Here is a 16,429-nt window from a genome sequence, read left to right as displayed (position 1 = left end):
AAAGCGCGATTATCCGCTGGTCGCTGAAGGCTGGAAGCTGGAAGCTATGAATCAATCGACCAATTCGCCCTGCAGCACCCGCTCGAAGACGAGCTGGCCGTCGCTGAAGCCGACCTCGATCAAATCTCCGGGAGCGAATTTGCCGGACAGAATCTCCTGCGCCAGCGGATTCTCCAACTGCGCCCGGATGGCACGCTTGAGCGGACGCGCGCCGTAGACCGGATCGAACCCGGCCTCGCCGAGATGGTCCAGCGCGGCGTCGTTCACCGCCAGTTTCATGTCACGTTCGGCCAAACGCTTCTGGAGATAGTCGATCTGGATACGCGCAATGGCGCGGATCTGAGCCCGCTGCAACGGGTGGAAGACGACAATTTCGTCCAGCCGGTTGATGAACTCGGGCCGGAAGGCATGGCTGACAACCTCCATGACGGCATCCTTCATCTCGGCATAGTTGTCCTCGCCAGCCATCTGTTGGATGACGTCCGATCCCAGGTTCGAGGTCATGACGATGACCGCGTTGCGAAAATCGACCGTGCGTCCCTGTCCGTCGGTCAGACGCCCGTCGTCGAGCACCTGCAGCAGCACGTTGAAGACGTCCGGGTGCGCCTTCTCGACCTCGTCGAGCAGGATGAGGCTGTAGGGCCGACGACGGATGGCCTCGGTCAGGTAGCCGCCCTCCTCGTAGCCGACGTAGCCGGGAGGCGCGCCGATGAGGCGCGCAACCGAGTGCTTCTCCATGAACTCGGACATATCGATGCGTACCATGGCCTCCTCGGTGTCGAAGAGGAAGGAGGCGAGCGACTTGCACAGCTCGGTCTTGCCGACGCCGGTCGGCCCCAGAAACAGGAAGGAACCGATGGGGCGCGCCGGATCCGAGAGCCCGGCACGCGAGCGGCGGATGGCATCGCTCACCGCGCGCACCGCCTCATTCTGGCCGACTACGCGCTGCTCGATCGCCTGCTCCATGCGCAGCAGCTTCTCGCGCTCGCCCTCAAGCATGCGCGAGACCGGAATGCCGGTCCATTTGGAGACGATATCGGCGATCTCCTCCTCCGTGACCTTGCTGCGCAGCAGGCGGTTCTCTCCCTTCTCGACATCCGCCGACGTCGCCAGCTGCTTCTCCAGCTCCGGGATGCGCCCGTACTGAAGCTCGGACATCCGCGCCCAGTCCCCCGCCCGCCGCGCGGTTTCCATCTCCAGACGCACGCGGTCGAGCGCCTCCTTGATGTGCGCGTTGCCCTGGCTGGCCGCCTTCTCGGATTTCCAGATCTCGTCGAGATCGGAGAACTCGCGCTCCAGCCGTTCAATCTGACCCTGAAGGTCGGTCAGGCGTTTTTTGGATGCCTCGTCGGTCTCCTTCTTCACCGCCTCGCGCTCGATCTTGAGCTGGATCAGACGCCGGTCGAGCCGGTCCATCTCCTCGGGCATGGAGTCGATTTCCATGCGGATCTGCGAGGCGGCCTCGTCGATCAGATCGATGGCCTTGTCCGGGAGCTGGCGGTCGGCGATATAGCGGTGCGAGAGCACGGCGGCGGCGACGATCGCCGGGTCGGTGATCTCGACCGCGTGATGGACCTCGTAGCGCTCCTTGAGCCCACGCAGGATGGCTACGGTGTCCTCGACGTTGGGCTCGTCGACCAGCACCTTCTGGAAGCGGCGCTCAAGCGCTGCATCCTTCTCGACGTATTTGCGGTACTCGTCGAGCGTGGTGGCGCCGACGCAGTGCAGCTCGCCGCGCGCCAGGGCGGGCTTGAGCATGTTGCCCGCGTCCATGGCGCCCTCGGCCTTGCCGGCCCCGACCATGGTGTGCAACTCGTCGATGAAGAGGATGACGTTGCCCTCTTGGCGGGCGACGTCGTTCAGCACCGCCTTGAGTCGCTCCTCGAACTCGCCGCGGAACTTTGCCCCGGCGATGAGCGCGGCCATGTCGAGCGAGAGCAGACGCTTGGTCTTGAGCCCCTCGGGCACCTCGCCGTTGACGATGCGCTGCGCCAGCCCTTCGACGATGGCGGTCTTGCCCACGCCCGGCTCGCCGATCAGCACCGGGTTGTTCTTGGTGCGACGCTGCAACACCTGCACGGTGCGGCGGATCTCGTCGTCGCGCCCGATCACCGGGTCCAGCTTGCCCTGCTCGGCGCGCTCGGTCAGATCGATGGTGTATTTCTCCAGGGACTGGCGCTGTTCCTCGGCATTGGGGTCATCGACCTTCTGGCCGCCGCGCACCGACTGGACCGCCTGCTCGACAGCCGATTGGCTGGCCCCCGCCTCGCGCAGCGCATTCCCGAGCGCCCCCTTGTCCTCCAGCGCCGCGAGCACGAACAGCTCGGAGGAGACGTACTGATCATTACGCTGCTGGGCGAGCTTGTCGGTCAGGTTGAGCAATCGACTCAGGTCGTTGCTCAGATGAACATCGCCTCCGACCCCTTCGACCATCGGCAGATGGTCGAGCGCCTCGCCAAGGGCCGAGCGCAGCTGGTTCGTATTGACGTCGGCCCGGCTCAGCAGGTGCCGAATGGTTCCGCCCTCCTGGTCGAGCAAGGCGATCATGAGGTGCACGGGCTCGATAAACTGATGATCGCGCCCGAGCGCCAAACTTTGGGCGTCGCCGAGCGCCATCTGAAATTTCGCGGTCAGCTTGTCCTGTCTCACAGTCGTATCTCCAAATAATTCCTGTCTAATGACATGGGAAATTGGGGCGCCGCATCAAGGGTATCAAGTCGCCGGCATGCCTCAGAAATCGGGTGGAAACAGACGTCCGCTCAGGGTATCTCAGACGATGGCCGCGCCAGACAGAATACCGACGGGCGTCCCATCCCTCCGCGCGTCAAACCCGGGTTTTCCTACAGCCCCTGGACCAGCCGATCAATGCATGGCGCACCTCGTCGGGCCAGCTCAGAGAGTCGCTGTCACCCTCGACAAGAGGCATGCCCCCGATCGCCCGAGGTTATGCAGTCTTCAGCCGAGTCATAGAGGATGCCGACACGGATGAAGGAGCGCGCGGGCGCCGATTTCCGTTATCATGCGCACGTGAATCTACGTGACCTCAAATATATCCTCGCCGTTGCCGAAACGCGCCACTTCGGACGTGCTGCGGAGCGCTGCTTCGTCAGCCAACCGACCCTGAGCGGACAGATCAAGAAGCTTGAAGACGAGCTGGACATCGTCATCTTCGAACGCACCAATCGGTCGGTCGAGATCACGCCGGTCGGCGAGGTCATCCTGTCGCACGCCCGACTCGCGCTGGAGCAGGCCGAAACCATCGAACAGGTCGCGCGCGCGCACCAAGACCCCATGGCCGGCCCCCTGCGCGTCGGCGCCATCCCGACGATCAGCCCCTACCTGATGCCGCTCGTTCTGGTGCCATTGAAACGCACCTTTCCAAAGCTCAAGCTGATTTTGTCGGAGGAGATTACCGACAGCCTGCTGGGCCGACTCGCGCGCCACGAAATCGACGCCGCACTCCTCGCCACGCCGGTGGACGAGTCCGACTTCGACAGCATTCCCCTGTTCGACGAGCCCTTCTGGCTCGCCCATCCGGCGGGACACCCGCTCAACGACAAGGACGAGATCACGTCCCAGGACCTGGAGGAGCTGGAACTCCTCCTGCTCGCCGACGGCCACTGTCTGGCGCATCAGGTCATGGAGGTCTGCCGCCTGGCCGTGCGCCCGGTCCACGGCGAAATGGCGGACCTGCGCGCATCGAGTCTGGAGACCCTGCTACAGCTGGTCGGCGCCGGCTTCGGCTGCACCCTGGTACCGGCCCTGGCGATCCGCGGCGGCTGGATGACCGACACGGGAATCATCGCCCGCCAGCTACATATCCAAGACGCCTTCCGTCGTATCTCACTCGTCTACCGGCGCAGCTTTCCACGCCGCCAGGCATTGGAGGCATTTGCCTCAACGGTCTGCAACCAACTCCCGAACACCGTGACTCGAATTGGCTGACGCCCCTGCGCAAAGCCGAGATCTTGCTCACACTTCGCGCAAACACCCTTCACGCATACTGAAAATATCACCACATGCCACCATCCTCGGCCTCAGAGCCAAAATGACGGCTGTGTGACAAAAATGAGCCATTTATTTCTTGCTCGTCATCACGAGCGAGAAGGAATCGGCTAGTATGTACTGGGGATCGGGTAAAATGTCTCTAATTATTGACTGTTGCCAAAGAGAGACGTTCGCCCAATTCCTCCCATCGAGTATCGAGCGGATTCACCGGTCACCGACCGAACCGCTCGCCTCGAAGTCGATCGACCCAAGGGGGGCCATCATGAGCGTCAAACAGTTACAAGCGATCTGGGAACTTTGCCGGCAGGGATTTCCCATCACCGCAGATGATGCGGCACGGTGTTGGAACAAGGGGGCACCTTTCGAACCCGAAGAGGAATCCCATCTCGACAAACCGCTGGAAAACCTCATCGAACAATGCAATTGGGAAATCGAAAAGGAGCACAGCAAGATCTGATCCCACTTCTTTTCGCGCCGTTTATGGCACGAAGCAATGCGCGTTATCGACGCGCCATCACAGCCCCGAACGCTTCGTACCGGTAGCACACATGCCGGACGAGGCGCTTGCTCTCACTCCCTCGTCTCGACCAGCGTCCGGTAACGCTCGTCTACCCCGCAGGACGTCCGCAGATCGCCCAAAAGGGCCAACTCGACACCAGTCCAACATTCAGCGCTGCTCCACCCGGATCAAGGACAACGCCTCGACGATCCAGATGGAGCGCAACGACAGCCTGGATGATGGCGTCTACAACAGAACCCGTTCGATCCCTTTCGATGCAGCCTCATCGAGGAAATGCTGGCGCCAGCCCTCACCGAGCATGCGGTTGGCCAATTCGACGACGATATAGTCGGTCTTGAGCCCGGTATCGTCCTGATATTTGCTTAGACCCTGCTGGCAGGCGGGACAAGCGGTCAGGAGCTTGACCTCGCCATCGATCACCTGATCCCGTCCGGTCAGGGCACGAATCCCGCCGGTCAGCTCTTCCTGCTTACGGAAACGCACCTGATTGGCGATGTCCGGACGCGAGGCCCCCAAGGTACCCGCCTCTCCGCAGCAACGGTCGGAGAGATCGACTTTCTGACCGATCAGACTGGTCGCCACCTTGGTCGGCGCATAGGTCTTCATCGGGGTATGGCAGGGATCATGGTAGAGATACTGGACCCCGGACACACCATCGAGACTGACCCCCTGCTCCATCAACCATTCATGGATGTCCAGAAGCCGGCAACCGGGGAAGATACGCTCGAATTCGTACTTGAGCAGCTGATCCATACAGGTGCCGCAGGACACCAGCACGGTGCGGATATCCAGATAGTTCAGGGTGTTGGCGACGCGGTGGAAGAGCACCCGATTTTCCATGGTGATCTGACGACCACGCGCCTCCTGCCCGGCCGAGTTTTGCGGATAGCCGCAACAGAGGTAACCGGGCGGAAGCACGGTCTGGGCACCCTGGTTCCACAGCATGGCGAGAGTCGCCAAACCGATGTCCGAATAGAGCCGCTCGGACCCGCAACCGGGGAAATAGAAGACCGCCTCGCCATCATCGGCGACCTGGGGATCGCGCAGGATGGCGACCTGGGTCTTGTCTTCCAGATTCAGCACCTGACGGAAGGTCCGACGCGGTAGATCGACGCGGATCGACCGACTGACCATATCCACCGCCAAATCAGTCATGGCCGGACGCCCCGTGGTACTGCCGGGACGCTGGGTACGCTTGCGGGTCAGACGCAACAGCTTGGCGCCACGATGGGCGACATTGAGCGCAGCGAAGCCCCATTTGGCCAGCCCCATGCGCAGCCAGCGCACGGCTGTAGGGTCCGTGACGTTGAGAAACTGCATAGCCGCCCAGGCGCCCGGACTGAAGCGTTTCTGACCACGCGCAACCAGGATGCGGCGCAGCCGGATGGTCACATCGCCGAAATCGATATCGACCGGGCATGGGGTCAGACACTTATGGCACACGGTGCAATGGTCCGCGACGTCGTTCATCGCGGCGACGTGTCTGAGCGAGAGGCCGCGCCGAGTCTGCTCCTCGTAGAGGAATGCCTCGATCATGAGCCCGGTGCCGAGAATCTTGTTGCGCGGCGAATAGAGCAGGTTCGCGCGCGGTACATGCGTCATGCACTTAGGCTTGCACTTGCCGCAGCGCAAGCAGTGTTTGATGTCATCGTTGAGGGCACCGAGTTCGGTCTCCTCCAGGATGATGGCCTCCTGCTGCACCAAGCGCAGCGAGGGGGTGTAGGCCCCGTCCAACCCGGAACCGGGCATCAGCTTGCCGCGATTGAAGAGCGCCTTGGGATCGACCTTCTGCTTGTAGGCGACGAAGGCGTCCAGCTTCTCCTGTTCCAGGAACTGCAGCTTGGTGATGCCGATGCCGTGCTCGCCCGAGATGACGCCACCCAGTCCGGTCGCCAGCTTCATGATGCGCGCGACGACCTGATCGGCCTCGTGCAGCATCGCGTAATCCGAGGAGTGCACCGGGATGTTGGTATGCACGTTGCCGTCGCCGGCGTGCATGTGCAAGGCAACGAACAGACGCGAGTCCTTGACGCGCTTGTGGATCTCACGCAGCCGCTCGCGTACGCGAGCGAACTCCTGACCCGAGAAGATCTCGTCGAGGCGGTCGGCGATCTCACCCTTGAGCGCCTGACGCAGGTCGCGACGCAGCATCATGGAGGCCAGACTATCGCCCTCGCGGATCAGCGCCCGTTCGGCATCTTCCAGCAGATCCAGGTTCTCGGCGGCTGGCTGGTCGAGACGCTCCAGGATCGCCTGCCAGCGCGTACGCACCCCGACGATGGAATCGCGGGCCGCATCGCGCTTGGCGTTGAGGATGGCACGGCCCTCGTCCGATTCCTCGTAATCGCCCTCGCAGCGCGCTTCCGGCATGTCCGAGGCTAGGTAGTCGAGCACGGCCGCCATGATGGCGTCCTTGTTGCGGATCGACAGCTCGATGTTGATACGCTCGATGCCCCGACTGTAGTCGGACAGCCGATCGAGCGGGATGACCACGTCCTCGTTGATCTTGAAGGCGTTGGTGTGACGCGAGATCGCGGCCGTGCGGGCGCGATCGAGCCAGAAACGTTTGCGCGCCTCGGGGCTCACGGCAATGAAGCCCTCGCCGTCGCGTGCCTGGGCCAAACGCACGACCTGTTCGGCGACCTTGACCAGCGCGGCCTCGTCGTCGCTCACCAGATCGGCGATCAGGACCATCTTCGGCAGCTCGTGCCGGGCCGCCTTGGTCGAGTAGTCCACGGCGCGCACATAGCGCTCGTCCAGATGCTCCAAACCGGCCATCAGCACGCCCGACTGGGATTCGATGTAATCCTTAATCTCAACGATGGCGGGCACGGCCAGATCCAGGTCGGTGCCGAAGAACTCCAGGCACACCGTGCGGACATGATCCGGCATGCGATGCAGCACGAAGCGCGCCGAGGTGATGATGCCGTCGCAGCCCTCCTTCTGGACGCCCGGCAGGCCCGAGAGAAACTTGTCGGTCACGTCCTTGCCGAGACCGAACTTGCGGAAGGACTGACCCGGCATCTCCAGGATCTCTGGCTCGCCGCGCGGCGTCTTGCCGTCGAGGGCATAACGCGTCACCCGGAAGCGCACCAGCTCCTGGTCATGGATTTTGCCGAGGTTGTGATCGAGCCGCTCGACCTCCAGCCAGTCCGCGTCCGGCGTCACCATGCGCCAGGAGGCCAGGTTGTCGAGCGCCGTACCCCACAGCACCGCCTTCTTGCCGCCCGCGTTCATGGCGATATTGCCGCCGATGCAGGAGGCATCCTGCGAGGTCGGATCCACGGCAAAGGCCAAGCCGTTGGCATCGGCCAGATCGGAAACGCGTCGGGTGACCACACCGGCGCCGCAATGGGCCGTCGGCACCAACCCCTCGACGCCCGGCAGGGCGAGCTGTTCGACACCCGAGAGGGTCTCCAGCTTCTCGGTGTTGATGACCGCCGTCATGGGATGCAGCGGCACCGCCGATCCCGTGTAGCCGGTACCGCCGCCGCGCGGGATCAAGGTCAGACCGCAGTCGATACAGGCCCGCACGATGGGCGCGACCTCTGCCTCGGTGTCCGGCGAAATGACGACGAAGGGCAGTTCGACGCGCCAGTCGGTGGCGTCCGTGGCGTGCGAGACGCGCGCCAGACCGCCGAAGTCCAAATTATCCTTGCGGGTAATCCCGGACAGCGCCTTGCTCAAACCCTCGCGCTGGGCGCGCTCGGCCTTGAACCAGTCTCCGAAACGCTGCACCGCAGCGCGCGCGGCCTCCAGCAGCCGCGCCGCGCGCTGGTTATCGTTGAGCCGATGCTCGAACTGATCGAGCCGGTGCTCAAGGGCCTGCAGCAACAGCCGACGCCGATCGAGATTCTCGAGCAGGTCGTCTTGCAGGTAGGGATTGCGGGTAACCACCCACATATCGCCCAGCACCTCGAACAGCATCCGCGCCGAGCGCCCCGTCCGACGCGTACCGCGCAGCTCCTCGATCAGGCTCCACATGGATTCGCCGAGGAACCGGATGACGATCTCGCGATCGGAGAAGGAGGTGTAGTTGTAAGGGATCTCGCGGATACGCTGCTGGGTGTCTGACATTATTGAATTCTGCTGTAGGGCGTGTTTTTGCACTGCACAAAATGGTACTGCAAAGTCGCCCCCCGCGTTTCCCTGTCTTTCGCGCAGGTATCCGTCTTGCGAGACGACGTTGCTTCTCGTGTTAGTCCCGGCACCTCGACCAATCGACGCCGCACTGAATCCGTTAGGAGGGTACCCAGTGAACCTGCCTCAGATCCAAGTCCAGATCTCAATCGCTGACTATCAACGAAACCTTAATTGAGTTTTAATTGATCAAGATCAAACTTTTCACCAGCCAGCCCAGTTAGTTTTGCCCGGATGCCCTCCCCTCCCGCTCAACACCGCATCTTAAGTGATCGCGTCAATACGTTTGGACAGTACCTGCTGAAACGCTACGGCCAGCGGGTGCACAAGCTCGCGCTCAACGCCGGCTTCACCTGTCCGAACCGCGATGGAACCAAAGGCCATGGCGGTTGCAGCTTCTGCAACAACGTCTCCTTCGGCCCCAACGCCAAGCGATCGCCGCAGATCGACCCGCAGCTCGAAGCAGGACGCGGCGTGCTCGCCAAGCGCACGGGTGCCCGTCGCTTCATGGCCTACTTCCAGACCTACACCAACACCTACGACGAGGTGGAGGTGCTGAGGTCGCGTTATGACGACGCCTTGAGCCACACGGACGTGATCGGACTCTCGGTCGGCACCCGGCCGGACTGTGTCCCCGAGGCGGTTCTGGACCTGCTGGCCAGCTATCGCGCCAAGGGCAAGGAGGTCTGGCTCGAACTGGGTCTGCAGTCCGCCAACGATACCACGCTCGCCAAGGTCAACCGCGGGCATGGTTTCGCCGACTATCGCACGGCGGTCATGGCGGCGCACCGGCGCGGTATCCCCGTCTGCACCCATTTCATCATCGGACTGCCCGGCGAGGGTCGCGAGGCGGCCTTGCGCACCCTCGACCGCGTGCTGGAGCTCGGCGTGGAGGGGCTCAAGCTCCATCCGCTGCACGTGGTCCGCCACACGCGTCTGGCCATCGAGTGGCAGCGGGGCGACTACGAACCGCTGACCCTCGCCGAATACATCAACATCTGCGCCGATCTGATCGAGCGCACGCCGCCCTCCGTGATCTTCCACCGCCTCACCGGAACCGCGTCCAAGGACATCCTGCTCGCGCCCGACTGGTGCAGCGGCAAATGGGCGGCCCTGAACGGGATCGAGGCGGAGCTGCACCGTCGCGGTACGCGCCAGGGCGATGGGATCGATCCGCTCTCTCAACAGAAACTTCTTAGCACTGCCTGACCCGCTGGAGACCATCCACCATGGAACTCGTCTGCCCCGCCGGCAACCTGCCGATGCTCAAGGCTGCCGTCGACAACGGCGCCAATGCCGTTTATCTCGGCTTCCGTGACGACACCAATGCCCGCCACTTCGCTGGGTTGAACTTCAACGACAAACAGATCCAGCAGGGCATCCAGTACGCCCATGACCGAGGCGTCAAGGTCTTCGTCGCCATCAACACCTATGCGCAACCCAACGGCTGGGAGCGCTGGACGGCCGCCGTCGACCGTGCCGCCGGGCTGGGCGTCGACGCCATCATCCTGGCCGACATGGGCATACTCGATTACGCGACGCAACGTCACCCGAACATCAACCTGCACCTTTCGGTCCAGGGATCGGCGACCAATCCGGCCGCGATCGGCTTCATGCAACGTCATTTCAACATCAAGCGCGTGGTGGTCCCGCGCGTGCTCTCTCTGACCCAGGTCGCCAATCTCATCAAGGAAACGACGGTCCCGGTCGAAATCTTCGGCTTCGGCAGCCTCTGCGTCATGGTCGAGGGACGCTGCCTGCTGTCCTCCTACGCCAGCGGCCAGTCGCCCAATACCTACGGCGCCTGCTCACCGGCTGCGCACGTCGAGTGGCGCGACACCCCCGAGGGCCAGGAGACGCGGCTCGGCGGCATTCTGATCGAGCGCCGCTCGCACTCCGAGGCGGCCGGCTATCCGACCCTCTGCAAGGGGCGCTATCAGGTCGACGGCGAGCTGCGCCACGCCATCGAGGAGCCGACAAGCCTCAACACCCTGGACATCCTGCCCGACATCATGGCTGCCGGTGTGAGCGCCATCAAGATCGAGGGACGCCAGCGCAGCACCCGCTACGTCTCCCAGATCGCCAAGGTCTGGCGCGAGGCAATCGACAGCTGCCAGCGCAATCCGCAGGCCTTCCGTCCCAAGGAGAGCTGGCACCAGATCCTGGCACAGGTCTCGGAAGGCGCCCAGACCACCATCGGCCCCTACGAGCGGACCTGGCACTGAAGAAGCGGCCAGCTTCCAGACCCCAGTTTCCAGCGCTGCAACAGCACGCCTTGATGAACACCCGACCGAACCTATGACATCCTTGAGCAACAGCACACATCGCCCCCGCCTCTCGCTCGGCCCCATCCTCTATCTCTGGTCGCGCGAGCAGGTCATGGACTTCTACGCCGAGATGATCGAGTCGCCCGTCGACGTCATCTATCTGGGCGAGACCATCTGCTCCAAGCGCCGCCAATTGCGTCCCGAGGACTACTGGGAGCTGGCCGAGCGCGTCGTCGCCGCCGGCAAGGAAGCGGTCATTTCCACGTTGGCCCTGATCGAATCCGACGGCGAACTCAAGACCCTCAAACGCATCTGCGCCGACGAGCGTTTCTCGATCGAGGCCAATGATCTGGGCGCGCTCGACTTCCTCGAAGGACGCCCCTTCATCGCCGGACACTCGATCAACCTCTACAACCACCGCACCCTGGCCTTCCTCGCCGAGCGCGGACTCAAGCGTTGGGTGCTGCCGGTCGAGCTCGGCCGTGAGAATGCCACCGATCTGCTGCGTCTGCGCCCGACCGGCGTCGAGTGCGAACTGTTCGCCTTCGGCCGTCTTCCGCTCGCCTACTCGGCGCGCTGCTTTACCGCCTACAACCGCGACCTGGGCAAGGACGACTGTCAGTTCTGCTGCGGCGACTATCCGGACGGACTGACGATCTCGACCCAGGACGGACTGCAATTTCTGACCCTCAACGGCATCCAGACCCAGTCGGCCAATACGCACAATCTGCTGCCCGCGCTGGACGAGGTGAGCGAACTGGGTGTCGACCTGCTGCGCATCAGTCCCCAGTCCGCCCATACCGCCGATGTGGTCCGCGTCTTCGCCGACACATTGAGCGGCCAACTGGACACCGCCGAAGGCATGGCCAAGCTGCGCGACTGGGCGCCTTCCGGTCTGTGCGACGGCTACTGGACTGGCGATGCCGGTCACCTGACCGGACTGGCGATTCCGAGCTCGCGCTAAACGCCCCCGGAGGAGCAATCGGCATCGAGCCAAGGTCCAGCCGACTCAAGCGCCGCCTGCTCTGGGCGGCGCTGCTCCTCGGATTGTGCGCCGGGCTCTGGGCGCTCGGCCTCTGGTCCTACCGCGACGGCATCGGACGCCTCGCCGCCCAGGGACGCACCGACCTCAATCTCTACATGGCCCACCTCCAGGGGCTGCTCGCCAAATACGAACCGCTCCCCGAATTGCTGGCCACCAACCCCCGCCTGATCGACTTCATGCGCGCGCCCGGCGGCCAGGAAAGCATCCAGGCGCTCAACCGCTATCTCGAAACTATCAATCGGATCAGCGACGCCACCGACACCTACCTAATGGACGCCGAGGGGCTGACGATCGCGGCCAGCAACTGGCAGGCGGAACGTCCCTTCGTGGGCCGCAACTTCAGCTTCCGCCCCTATTTCCGCGACGCCATGGGCGGACAACTGGGACGCTATTTCGCCCTCGGAACCACATCCAAGCAGCGCGGCTACTATTTCGCCTATCCGGTACATGAAAAAGGCGAGATCCTCGGCGCCGTCGTGGTCAAGATCGACATCAGCGAAGCCGAGCGCCGCTGGGCCAAGACGGACCGGATCTTTCTGGTGACGGACCCGGACGGGGTCGTCTTCGTCTCCACCCAACCCGAACAACGCTTCCGCACCCTCTTCCCGCTCGACGAGGCAGCCCGCCAGCGCATCGCCCACAGCAACCGCTATCTGGACGCCACACTATCCCCGATGGGGCTGGAGATCCTAAAACGTCTTCCCGAAGGCCAGCTCGTGCGCCTAGAGTCCGAACAGGGATGGCGCAAGCACAGACGCTATCTGCTACAGTCCCGCGCCATGCCAAACGCCGGCTGGCAGGTTCACGAACTTTCGGATACCCGCGAAGTCATCCGCGACACGCTCAAGCTGACCACCCTCGCCGCCGCACTCGCCGCCACCGCTGCCCTGATCGCCGCACTCCTGCTGCAGCACCAGCGCGCACGACGCGTCCATACCATCCTGACCGAACGGGCACGGGCCTCGCTCGAACGCATCAACCTTGAACTCGAGGAACGGGTCACCACCCGCACGGCCGAGCTGACCCGCACCAACCGCCGCCTGCTGGCCGAGGTCGACGAACGGCTACGCGCCGAACAGGCGCTACGCGAGGCCCAGCAGGCGCTGATCCAGTCGGCCAAGCTGGCCACGCTGGGACAAATGTCGGCCGGAATCAACCACGAGCTCAACCAACCGCTCGCCGCCATCCGCACCTATGCCGACAACGGTCGGCTGCTGCTGGCCAAGGGCCGCACCCAAGAGGTCGAGCTCAACCTCGAACAGATCCTGGCGCTCACCGAGCGCATGGCCAAGATCGGTTCTCAGCTCAAGCTCTTCGCCCGCAAGACCTCCGGCGATCTGATCGCCCTGCCGCTGGCGCCGGTCGTCGAGGGCGCGGCGCGTATCGCCGCTCCTATCCTCGACCGCTGCGGAGGCACCCTGGAATCGCGGGTTCCGTCTGAGCTTAGCGTCAAGGCCAACGACGTCTTGTTGCAGCAAGTCCTGGTCAATCTGCTCGGCAACGCCTGCCAGGCGATCGACGGACAGACCGAGCGACGTATCCGCATCGAGGCACACCGCACCCAGGATTGGGTGATCACGACCGTCGAAGACACAGGTCCAGGCATTCCCGAATCCGATCTGAATCTCATCTTCGAGCCCTTCTTCACCACCAAGGACGCCGGCGAGGGATTGGGCCTGGGGCTCGCGATCTCGGCCCGCATCGCCGCCGAGATGGGCGGCTCGCTCGCCACCGTCCCGCTCGAGTCTGGCGCCTGCTTTGAACTCAGGCTTCCAGCGGCGGACATCCACCCATCTCAGGCAACATGAACAGCAGCCCATCGATCCTCTTCGTCGACGACGAACAACACATCCGCGCGGCCAATCAGCAGACACTCGATCTCGCCGGATTGACCTCGCAGACATTCGAGCGCGCCGAGACCGCCTTGCCAATGATCACCCGCGACTGGCCGGGCGTCCTCATCACCGACATCCGTCTGCCCGGAATGGACGGCCTGGAACTGCTGGCACAGACTCACGCGATCGACCCGGACATCCCGGTCATTCTCATCACCGGGCATGGCGACGTCAGCACGGCCGTCAAGGCGATGCGCGGCGGGGCCTACGACTTCATCGAGAAGCCCTATCCCGCCGAGCGTCTGATCGACACGGTGCAGCGCGCCTTGGACAAACGCGCCCTGGTGATGGAGAACCGCAACCTGCGGGTCGAGCTCATGGCCAACACGGCACTGGGGCCGCGCATCATCGGACGCAGCCCTGAAATGTGCCAGCTACGCGCGACCATCGCCCGCATCGCCGATACGGGCGCGGACGTGCTGATCTTCGGAGAGACAGGAACCGGAAAGGAGCTGGTGGCGCGCTCGCTGCACGAACACAGCCGCCGGCGCGACTGCAATTTCGTCGCGGTCAACTGCGGCGCGGTGCCGGAGACCATGATCGAAAGCGAACTCTTCGGCCACGAGGCGGGCGCCTTCACCGGAGCCAAATCCAAACGCATCGGCAAATTCGAGCACGCCCATCGAGGAACCCTCTTTCTCGACGAGATCGAGAGCATGCCCGCCTCGGCCCAGGTGCAGCTGCTAAGGGTGGTGCAGGAACGCGCCATCGAGCGGCTGGGATCCAACCAGCTCATCCCGCTCGACTTCCGCGTGGTGGCCGCCACCAAGGTCGACCTGCGCGAGGCGGCCAATCAGGGCAGCTTCCGCGAGGACCTCTACTATCGGCTCAATGTCGTGACCCTGCACATCCCGCCACTGCGCAACCGACGCGACGACATCCCGCTGCTCTTCCACCATTTCCTCCTGGTGGCCCAGGACCGCTTCCAGCGCGACGCGCCCTTCCCCGCCCAGAGCGAGGTCAGCCGCCTGATCGGCTACGATTGGCCGGGAAACGTGCGCGAGCTGCGCAACCTCACCGAACGCTACGTCCTGCTCGGCGAACAGTTCGATTGGTCCCTCGCAGACCTCTTAGCCACCCCAATGGCAGGTGCACCTCGAACCCTGCCGGAACAAATCGAGAACTTCGAAAAGAGTCTGATCGTACAGGCCCTCGCCTTCAGTAAAGGCTGCATCAAGGACACCATGACCACACTCGGCATCCCCCGCAAGACACTCTACGACAAGATGCAGAAGTACCAACTCGACAAGGACGACTACAAGGCATGAGCCGCTAAGGGCGGCTCCTGCCTACAGGGATGCGCTCAAACCTCGAGGTTGGAATGGGCGTCTATTGAGGCGCATCGAGGGATCAATCGATCTGATCGAAGATGCAGTCGAGGGCCGCCTGATCGGTGCCCGTCGGATAATAGGCATTGATGTCTTCGGCATAGGTAGCCTTGTCGACGCTGCCTACAGCGAGCTTGCTGGTCTCGTCGATGAAATAGTCATCGTCGCCGTTGACGTCGAGCAGGAAGTCGATCGGCTGGTTTCCGATCTTGAGCTTGGCGCAGTTGGTGGCCACCCGATTCAGAAACGCATTGCTCACCGGGCCTTCCGGTGCAAGGATACCGCTGCCGCAGCCGGTCAGAGCAAGCGACAGGATAGCGAGTGAAAAGGTCTTAGGCTTCATTGCTGCCCCCCTCTGGAGCCTGATGAGTAGATCCGGTTTGGATGCCTGGCACATTGATGTCGACGTCATACGCCTTAATTCTAAGCGCAGAGTAAGGGGAAACCGACTCAGGGTCGTTTCGATGCAGACGACTTCCTCAACAACAGCATGACCGAGGGGAAGCATGGATGCATGCCGTCCATGGCATTACGTAAGGAGTCAATCACCCTTGGCCTTGCGCCTCGGGCATTTCTTGCACGCCTTCTGCTCGCGATATTTCTTGCAGCATTTCTCGGATTTCTTACTCATTGAGGCCCCCGCGCACCGGGCGGTCGCCGATCAGGCAGCAGAGGCATCCGCCGTCTGCCCGATCTGTTTGGCGATACCCGCCAGCTCGTTGTCGATCAAAAGGAGCGACTGGCCCTGATCGCCGAACAGACGCACTCGGCCGATGATGTCCTTGACCGTCGCCTCCTCCTCGATCTGCTCGGTGACGAACCATTGAAGGAAGATATTGGTCGCATGGTCCTTTTCCGAGAGGGCGTGATCGACCAGATCGTTGATGCAAGCCGTGACGCCGCGCTCGTGCTTCAGGGTGCCCTCGAACATCTCGATCACACTCGGCTCGACGGCCTCGGGGGCAGCGATCTCGGTCAGCTTAACCACGACGTCCTGGTCGATGAGATAGCGATACATCTTCATGGCATGCGTCATCTCCTCGCCGTGCTTGGCGAAGAACCAGGCCGCCACACCCTTGAGGTTCATGGTCTCCGCCTGCGCCGAAAGGGACAGGTAGAAGTTGGCTGAATACATCTCGCGGTTGATCTGTGCGTTGATGCGGTTGGCCATTTCTTCTGAAATCATCGAGTCGGACTCCTGGTCGTAGAGGTCATGTGTCAATCAG

Annotated in this window: 11 protein-coding genes; 7 read left to right on the top strand and 4 right to left on the bottom strand. The window is 63.0% G+C overall.

Features of this window, described 5'->3' with window-relative positions; translation table 11 throughout:
* Positions 1-51: 51 nt before the first annotated feature.
* Entirely contained in the window at positions 52-2,649 is a 2,598-nt protein-coding gene (gene clpB, locus THIDRDRAFT_RS07065; protein WP_007040137.1) for an ATP-dependent chaperone ClpB, read from the bottom strand.
* A 378-nt stretch (positions 2,650-3,027) separates the two neighbouring features.
* Here clpB and THIDRDRAFT_RS07060 point away from each other — a divergent pair, with 378 nt between their 5' ends.
* Positions 3,028-3,945: a LysR substrate-binding domain-containing protein gene (locus THIDRDRAFT_RS07060; RefSeq protein WP_040844218.1), complete on the top strand. Its 918-nt coding sequence runs from the start codon at positions 3,028-3,030 to the stop codon at positions 3,943-3,945.
* A gap of 325 nt (positions 3,946-4,270) precedes the next feature.
* Entirely contained in the window at positions 4,271-4,465 is a 195-nt protein-coding gene (locus THIDRDRAFT_RS07055) for a hypothetical protein (RefSeq protein WP_007040135.1), read from the top strand.
* Between the two features lie 288 nt (positions 4,466-4,753).
* On the opposite strand, the gene THIDRDRAFT_RS07050 is transcribed toward THIDRDRAFT_RS07055, so the two are convergent.
* Positions 4,754-8,605, bottom strand: coding sequence for a DUF3683 domain-containing protein (locus tag THIDRDRAFT_RS07050; protein WP_007040134.1), 3,852 nt, complete (start codon positions 8,603-8,605; stop codon positions 4,754-4,756).
* Between the two features lie 297 nt (positions 8,606-8,902).
* On the opposite strand from THIDRDRAFT_RS07050, the gene mnmL reads away from it, so the two are divergent.
* The 5 genes from mnmL to THIDRDRAFT_RS07025 all read left to right on the top strand — a co-directional run bounded on the left by mnmL (position 8,903) and on the right by THIDRDRAFT_RS07025 (position 15,143).
* Positions 8,903-9,877: a tRNA modification radical SAM protein MnmL/YtqA gene (gene mnmL, locus THIDRDRAFT_RS07045; RefSeq protein WP_007040133.1), complete on the top strand. Its 975-nt coding sequence runs from the start codon at positions 8,903-8,905 to the stop codon at positions 9,875-9,877.
* Between the two features lie 20 nt (positions 9,878-9,897).
* Entirely contained in the window at positions 9,898-10,893 is a 996-nt protein-coding gene (ubiU, locus tag THIDRDRAFT_RS07040; RefSeq protein ID WP_007040132.1) for a ubiquinone anaerobic biosynthesis protein UbiU, read from the top strand.
* A 73-nt stretch (positions 10,894-10,966) separates the two neighbouring features.
* A complete protein-coding gene (gene ubiV, locus THIDRDRAFT_RS07035) occupies positions 10,967-11,899 on the top strand; it encodes a ubiquinone anaerobic biosynthesis protein UbiV (RefSeq protein ID WP_007040131.1) in 933 nt (310 codons plus the stop codon).
* On the top strand, positions 11,833-13,788 hold the full coding sequence (locus THIDRDRAFT_RS07030) for a sensor histidine kinase (protein WP_245535792.1): 1,956 nt from the start codon (positions 11,833-11,835) through the stop codon (positions 13,786-13,788). Before ubiV ends, THIDRDRAFT_RS07030 begins: the two co-directional genes overlap by 67 nt.
* A complete protein-coding gene (locus THIDRDRAFT_RS07025) occupies positions 13,785-15,143 on the top strand; it encodes a sigma-54-dependent transcriptional regulator (protein ID WP_007040129.1) in 1,359 nt (452 codons plus the stop codon). Before THIDRDRAFT_RS07030 ends, THIDRDRAFT_RS07025 begins: the two co-directional genes overlap by 4 nt.
* Before the next feature lie 82 nt (positions 15,144-15,225).
* Here the strand turns inward: THIDRDRAFT_RS07025 and THIDRDRAFT_RS07020 are convergent, their stop codons facing one another.
* Together THIDRDRAFT_RS07020 and THIDRDRAFT_RS07015 are read right to left on the bottom strand one after the other, a co-directional pair.
* The gene (locus tag THIDRDRAFT_RS07020; protein ID WP_007040128.1) at positions 15,226-15,546 is read right to left on the bottom strand and encodes a hypothetical protein; all 321 of its coding nucleotides are present in this window, start codon (positions 15,544-15,546) and stop codon (positions 15,226-15,228) included.
* 318 nt (positions 15,547-15,864) lie between these two features.
* The gene (locus THIDRDRAFT_RS07015) at positions 15,865-16,389 is read right to left on the bottom strand and encodes a ferritin (protein WP_007040126.1); all 525 of its coding nucleotides are present in this window, start codon (positions 16,387-16,389) and stop codon (positions 15,865-15,867) included.
* Positions 16,390-16,429: the final 40 nt, after the last annotated feature.

Source organism: Thiorhodococcus drewsii AZ1 (assembly GCF_000224065.1).
GTDB lineage: Bacteria > Pseudomonadota > Gammaproteobacteria > Chromatiales > Chromatiaceae > Imhoffiella > Imhoffiella drewsii.
This window is presented reverse-complemented; position numbering and strand designations above follow the sequence as displayed.

What these genes read in the sequence shown, in the direction of transcription:
- THIDRDRAFT_RS07015 (WP_007040126.1), bottom strand. Translation starts at nt 16,389, where the DNA reads ATGATTTCAGAAGAAATGGCCAACCGCATCAACGCACAGATCAACCGC.
- mnmL (WP_007040133.1), top strand. Translation starts at nt 8,903, where the DNA reads ATGCCCTCCCCTCCCGCTCAACACCGCATCTTAAGTGATCGCGTCAAT.
- THIDRDRAFT_RS07020 (WP_007040128.1), bottom strand. Translation starts at nt 15,546, where the DNA reads ATGAAGCCTAAGACCTTTTCACTCGCTATCCTGTCGCTTGCTCTGACC.
- THIDRDRAFT_RS07025 (WP_007040129.1), top strand. Translation starts at nt 13,785, where the DNA reads ATGAACAGCAGCCCATCGATCCTCTTCGTCGACGACGAACAACACATC.
- ubiU (WP_007040132.1), top strand. Translation starts at nt 9,898, where the DNA reads ATGGAACTCGTCTGCCCCGCCGGCAACCTGCCGATGCTCAAGGCTGCC.
- ubiV (WP_007040131.1), top strand. Translation starts at nt 10,967, where the DNA reads ATGACATCCTTGAGCAACAGCACACATCGCCCCCGCCTCTCGCTCGGC.
- THIDRDRAFT_RS07055 (WP_007040135.1), top strand. Translation starts at nt 4,271, where the DNA reads ATGAGCGTCAAACAGTTACAAGCGATCTGGGAACTTTGCCGGCAGGGA.
- THIDRDRAFT_RS07050 (WP_007040134.1), bottom strand. Translation starts at nt 8,605, where the DNA reads ATGTCAGACACCCAGCAGCGTATCCGCGAGATCCCTTACAACTACACC.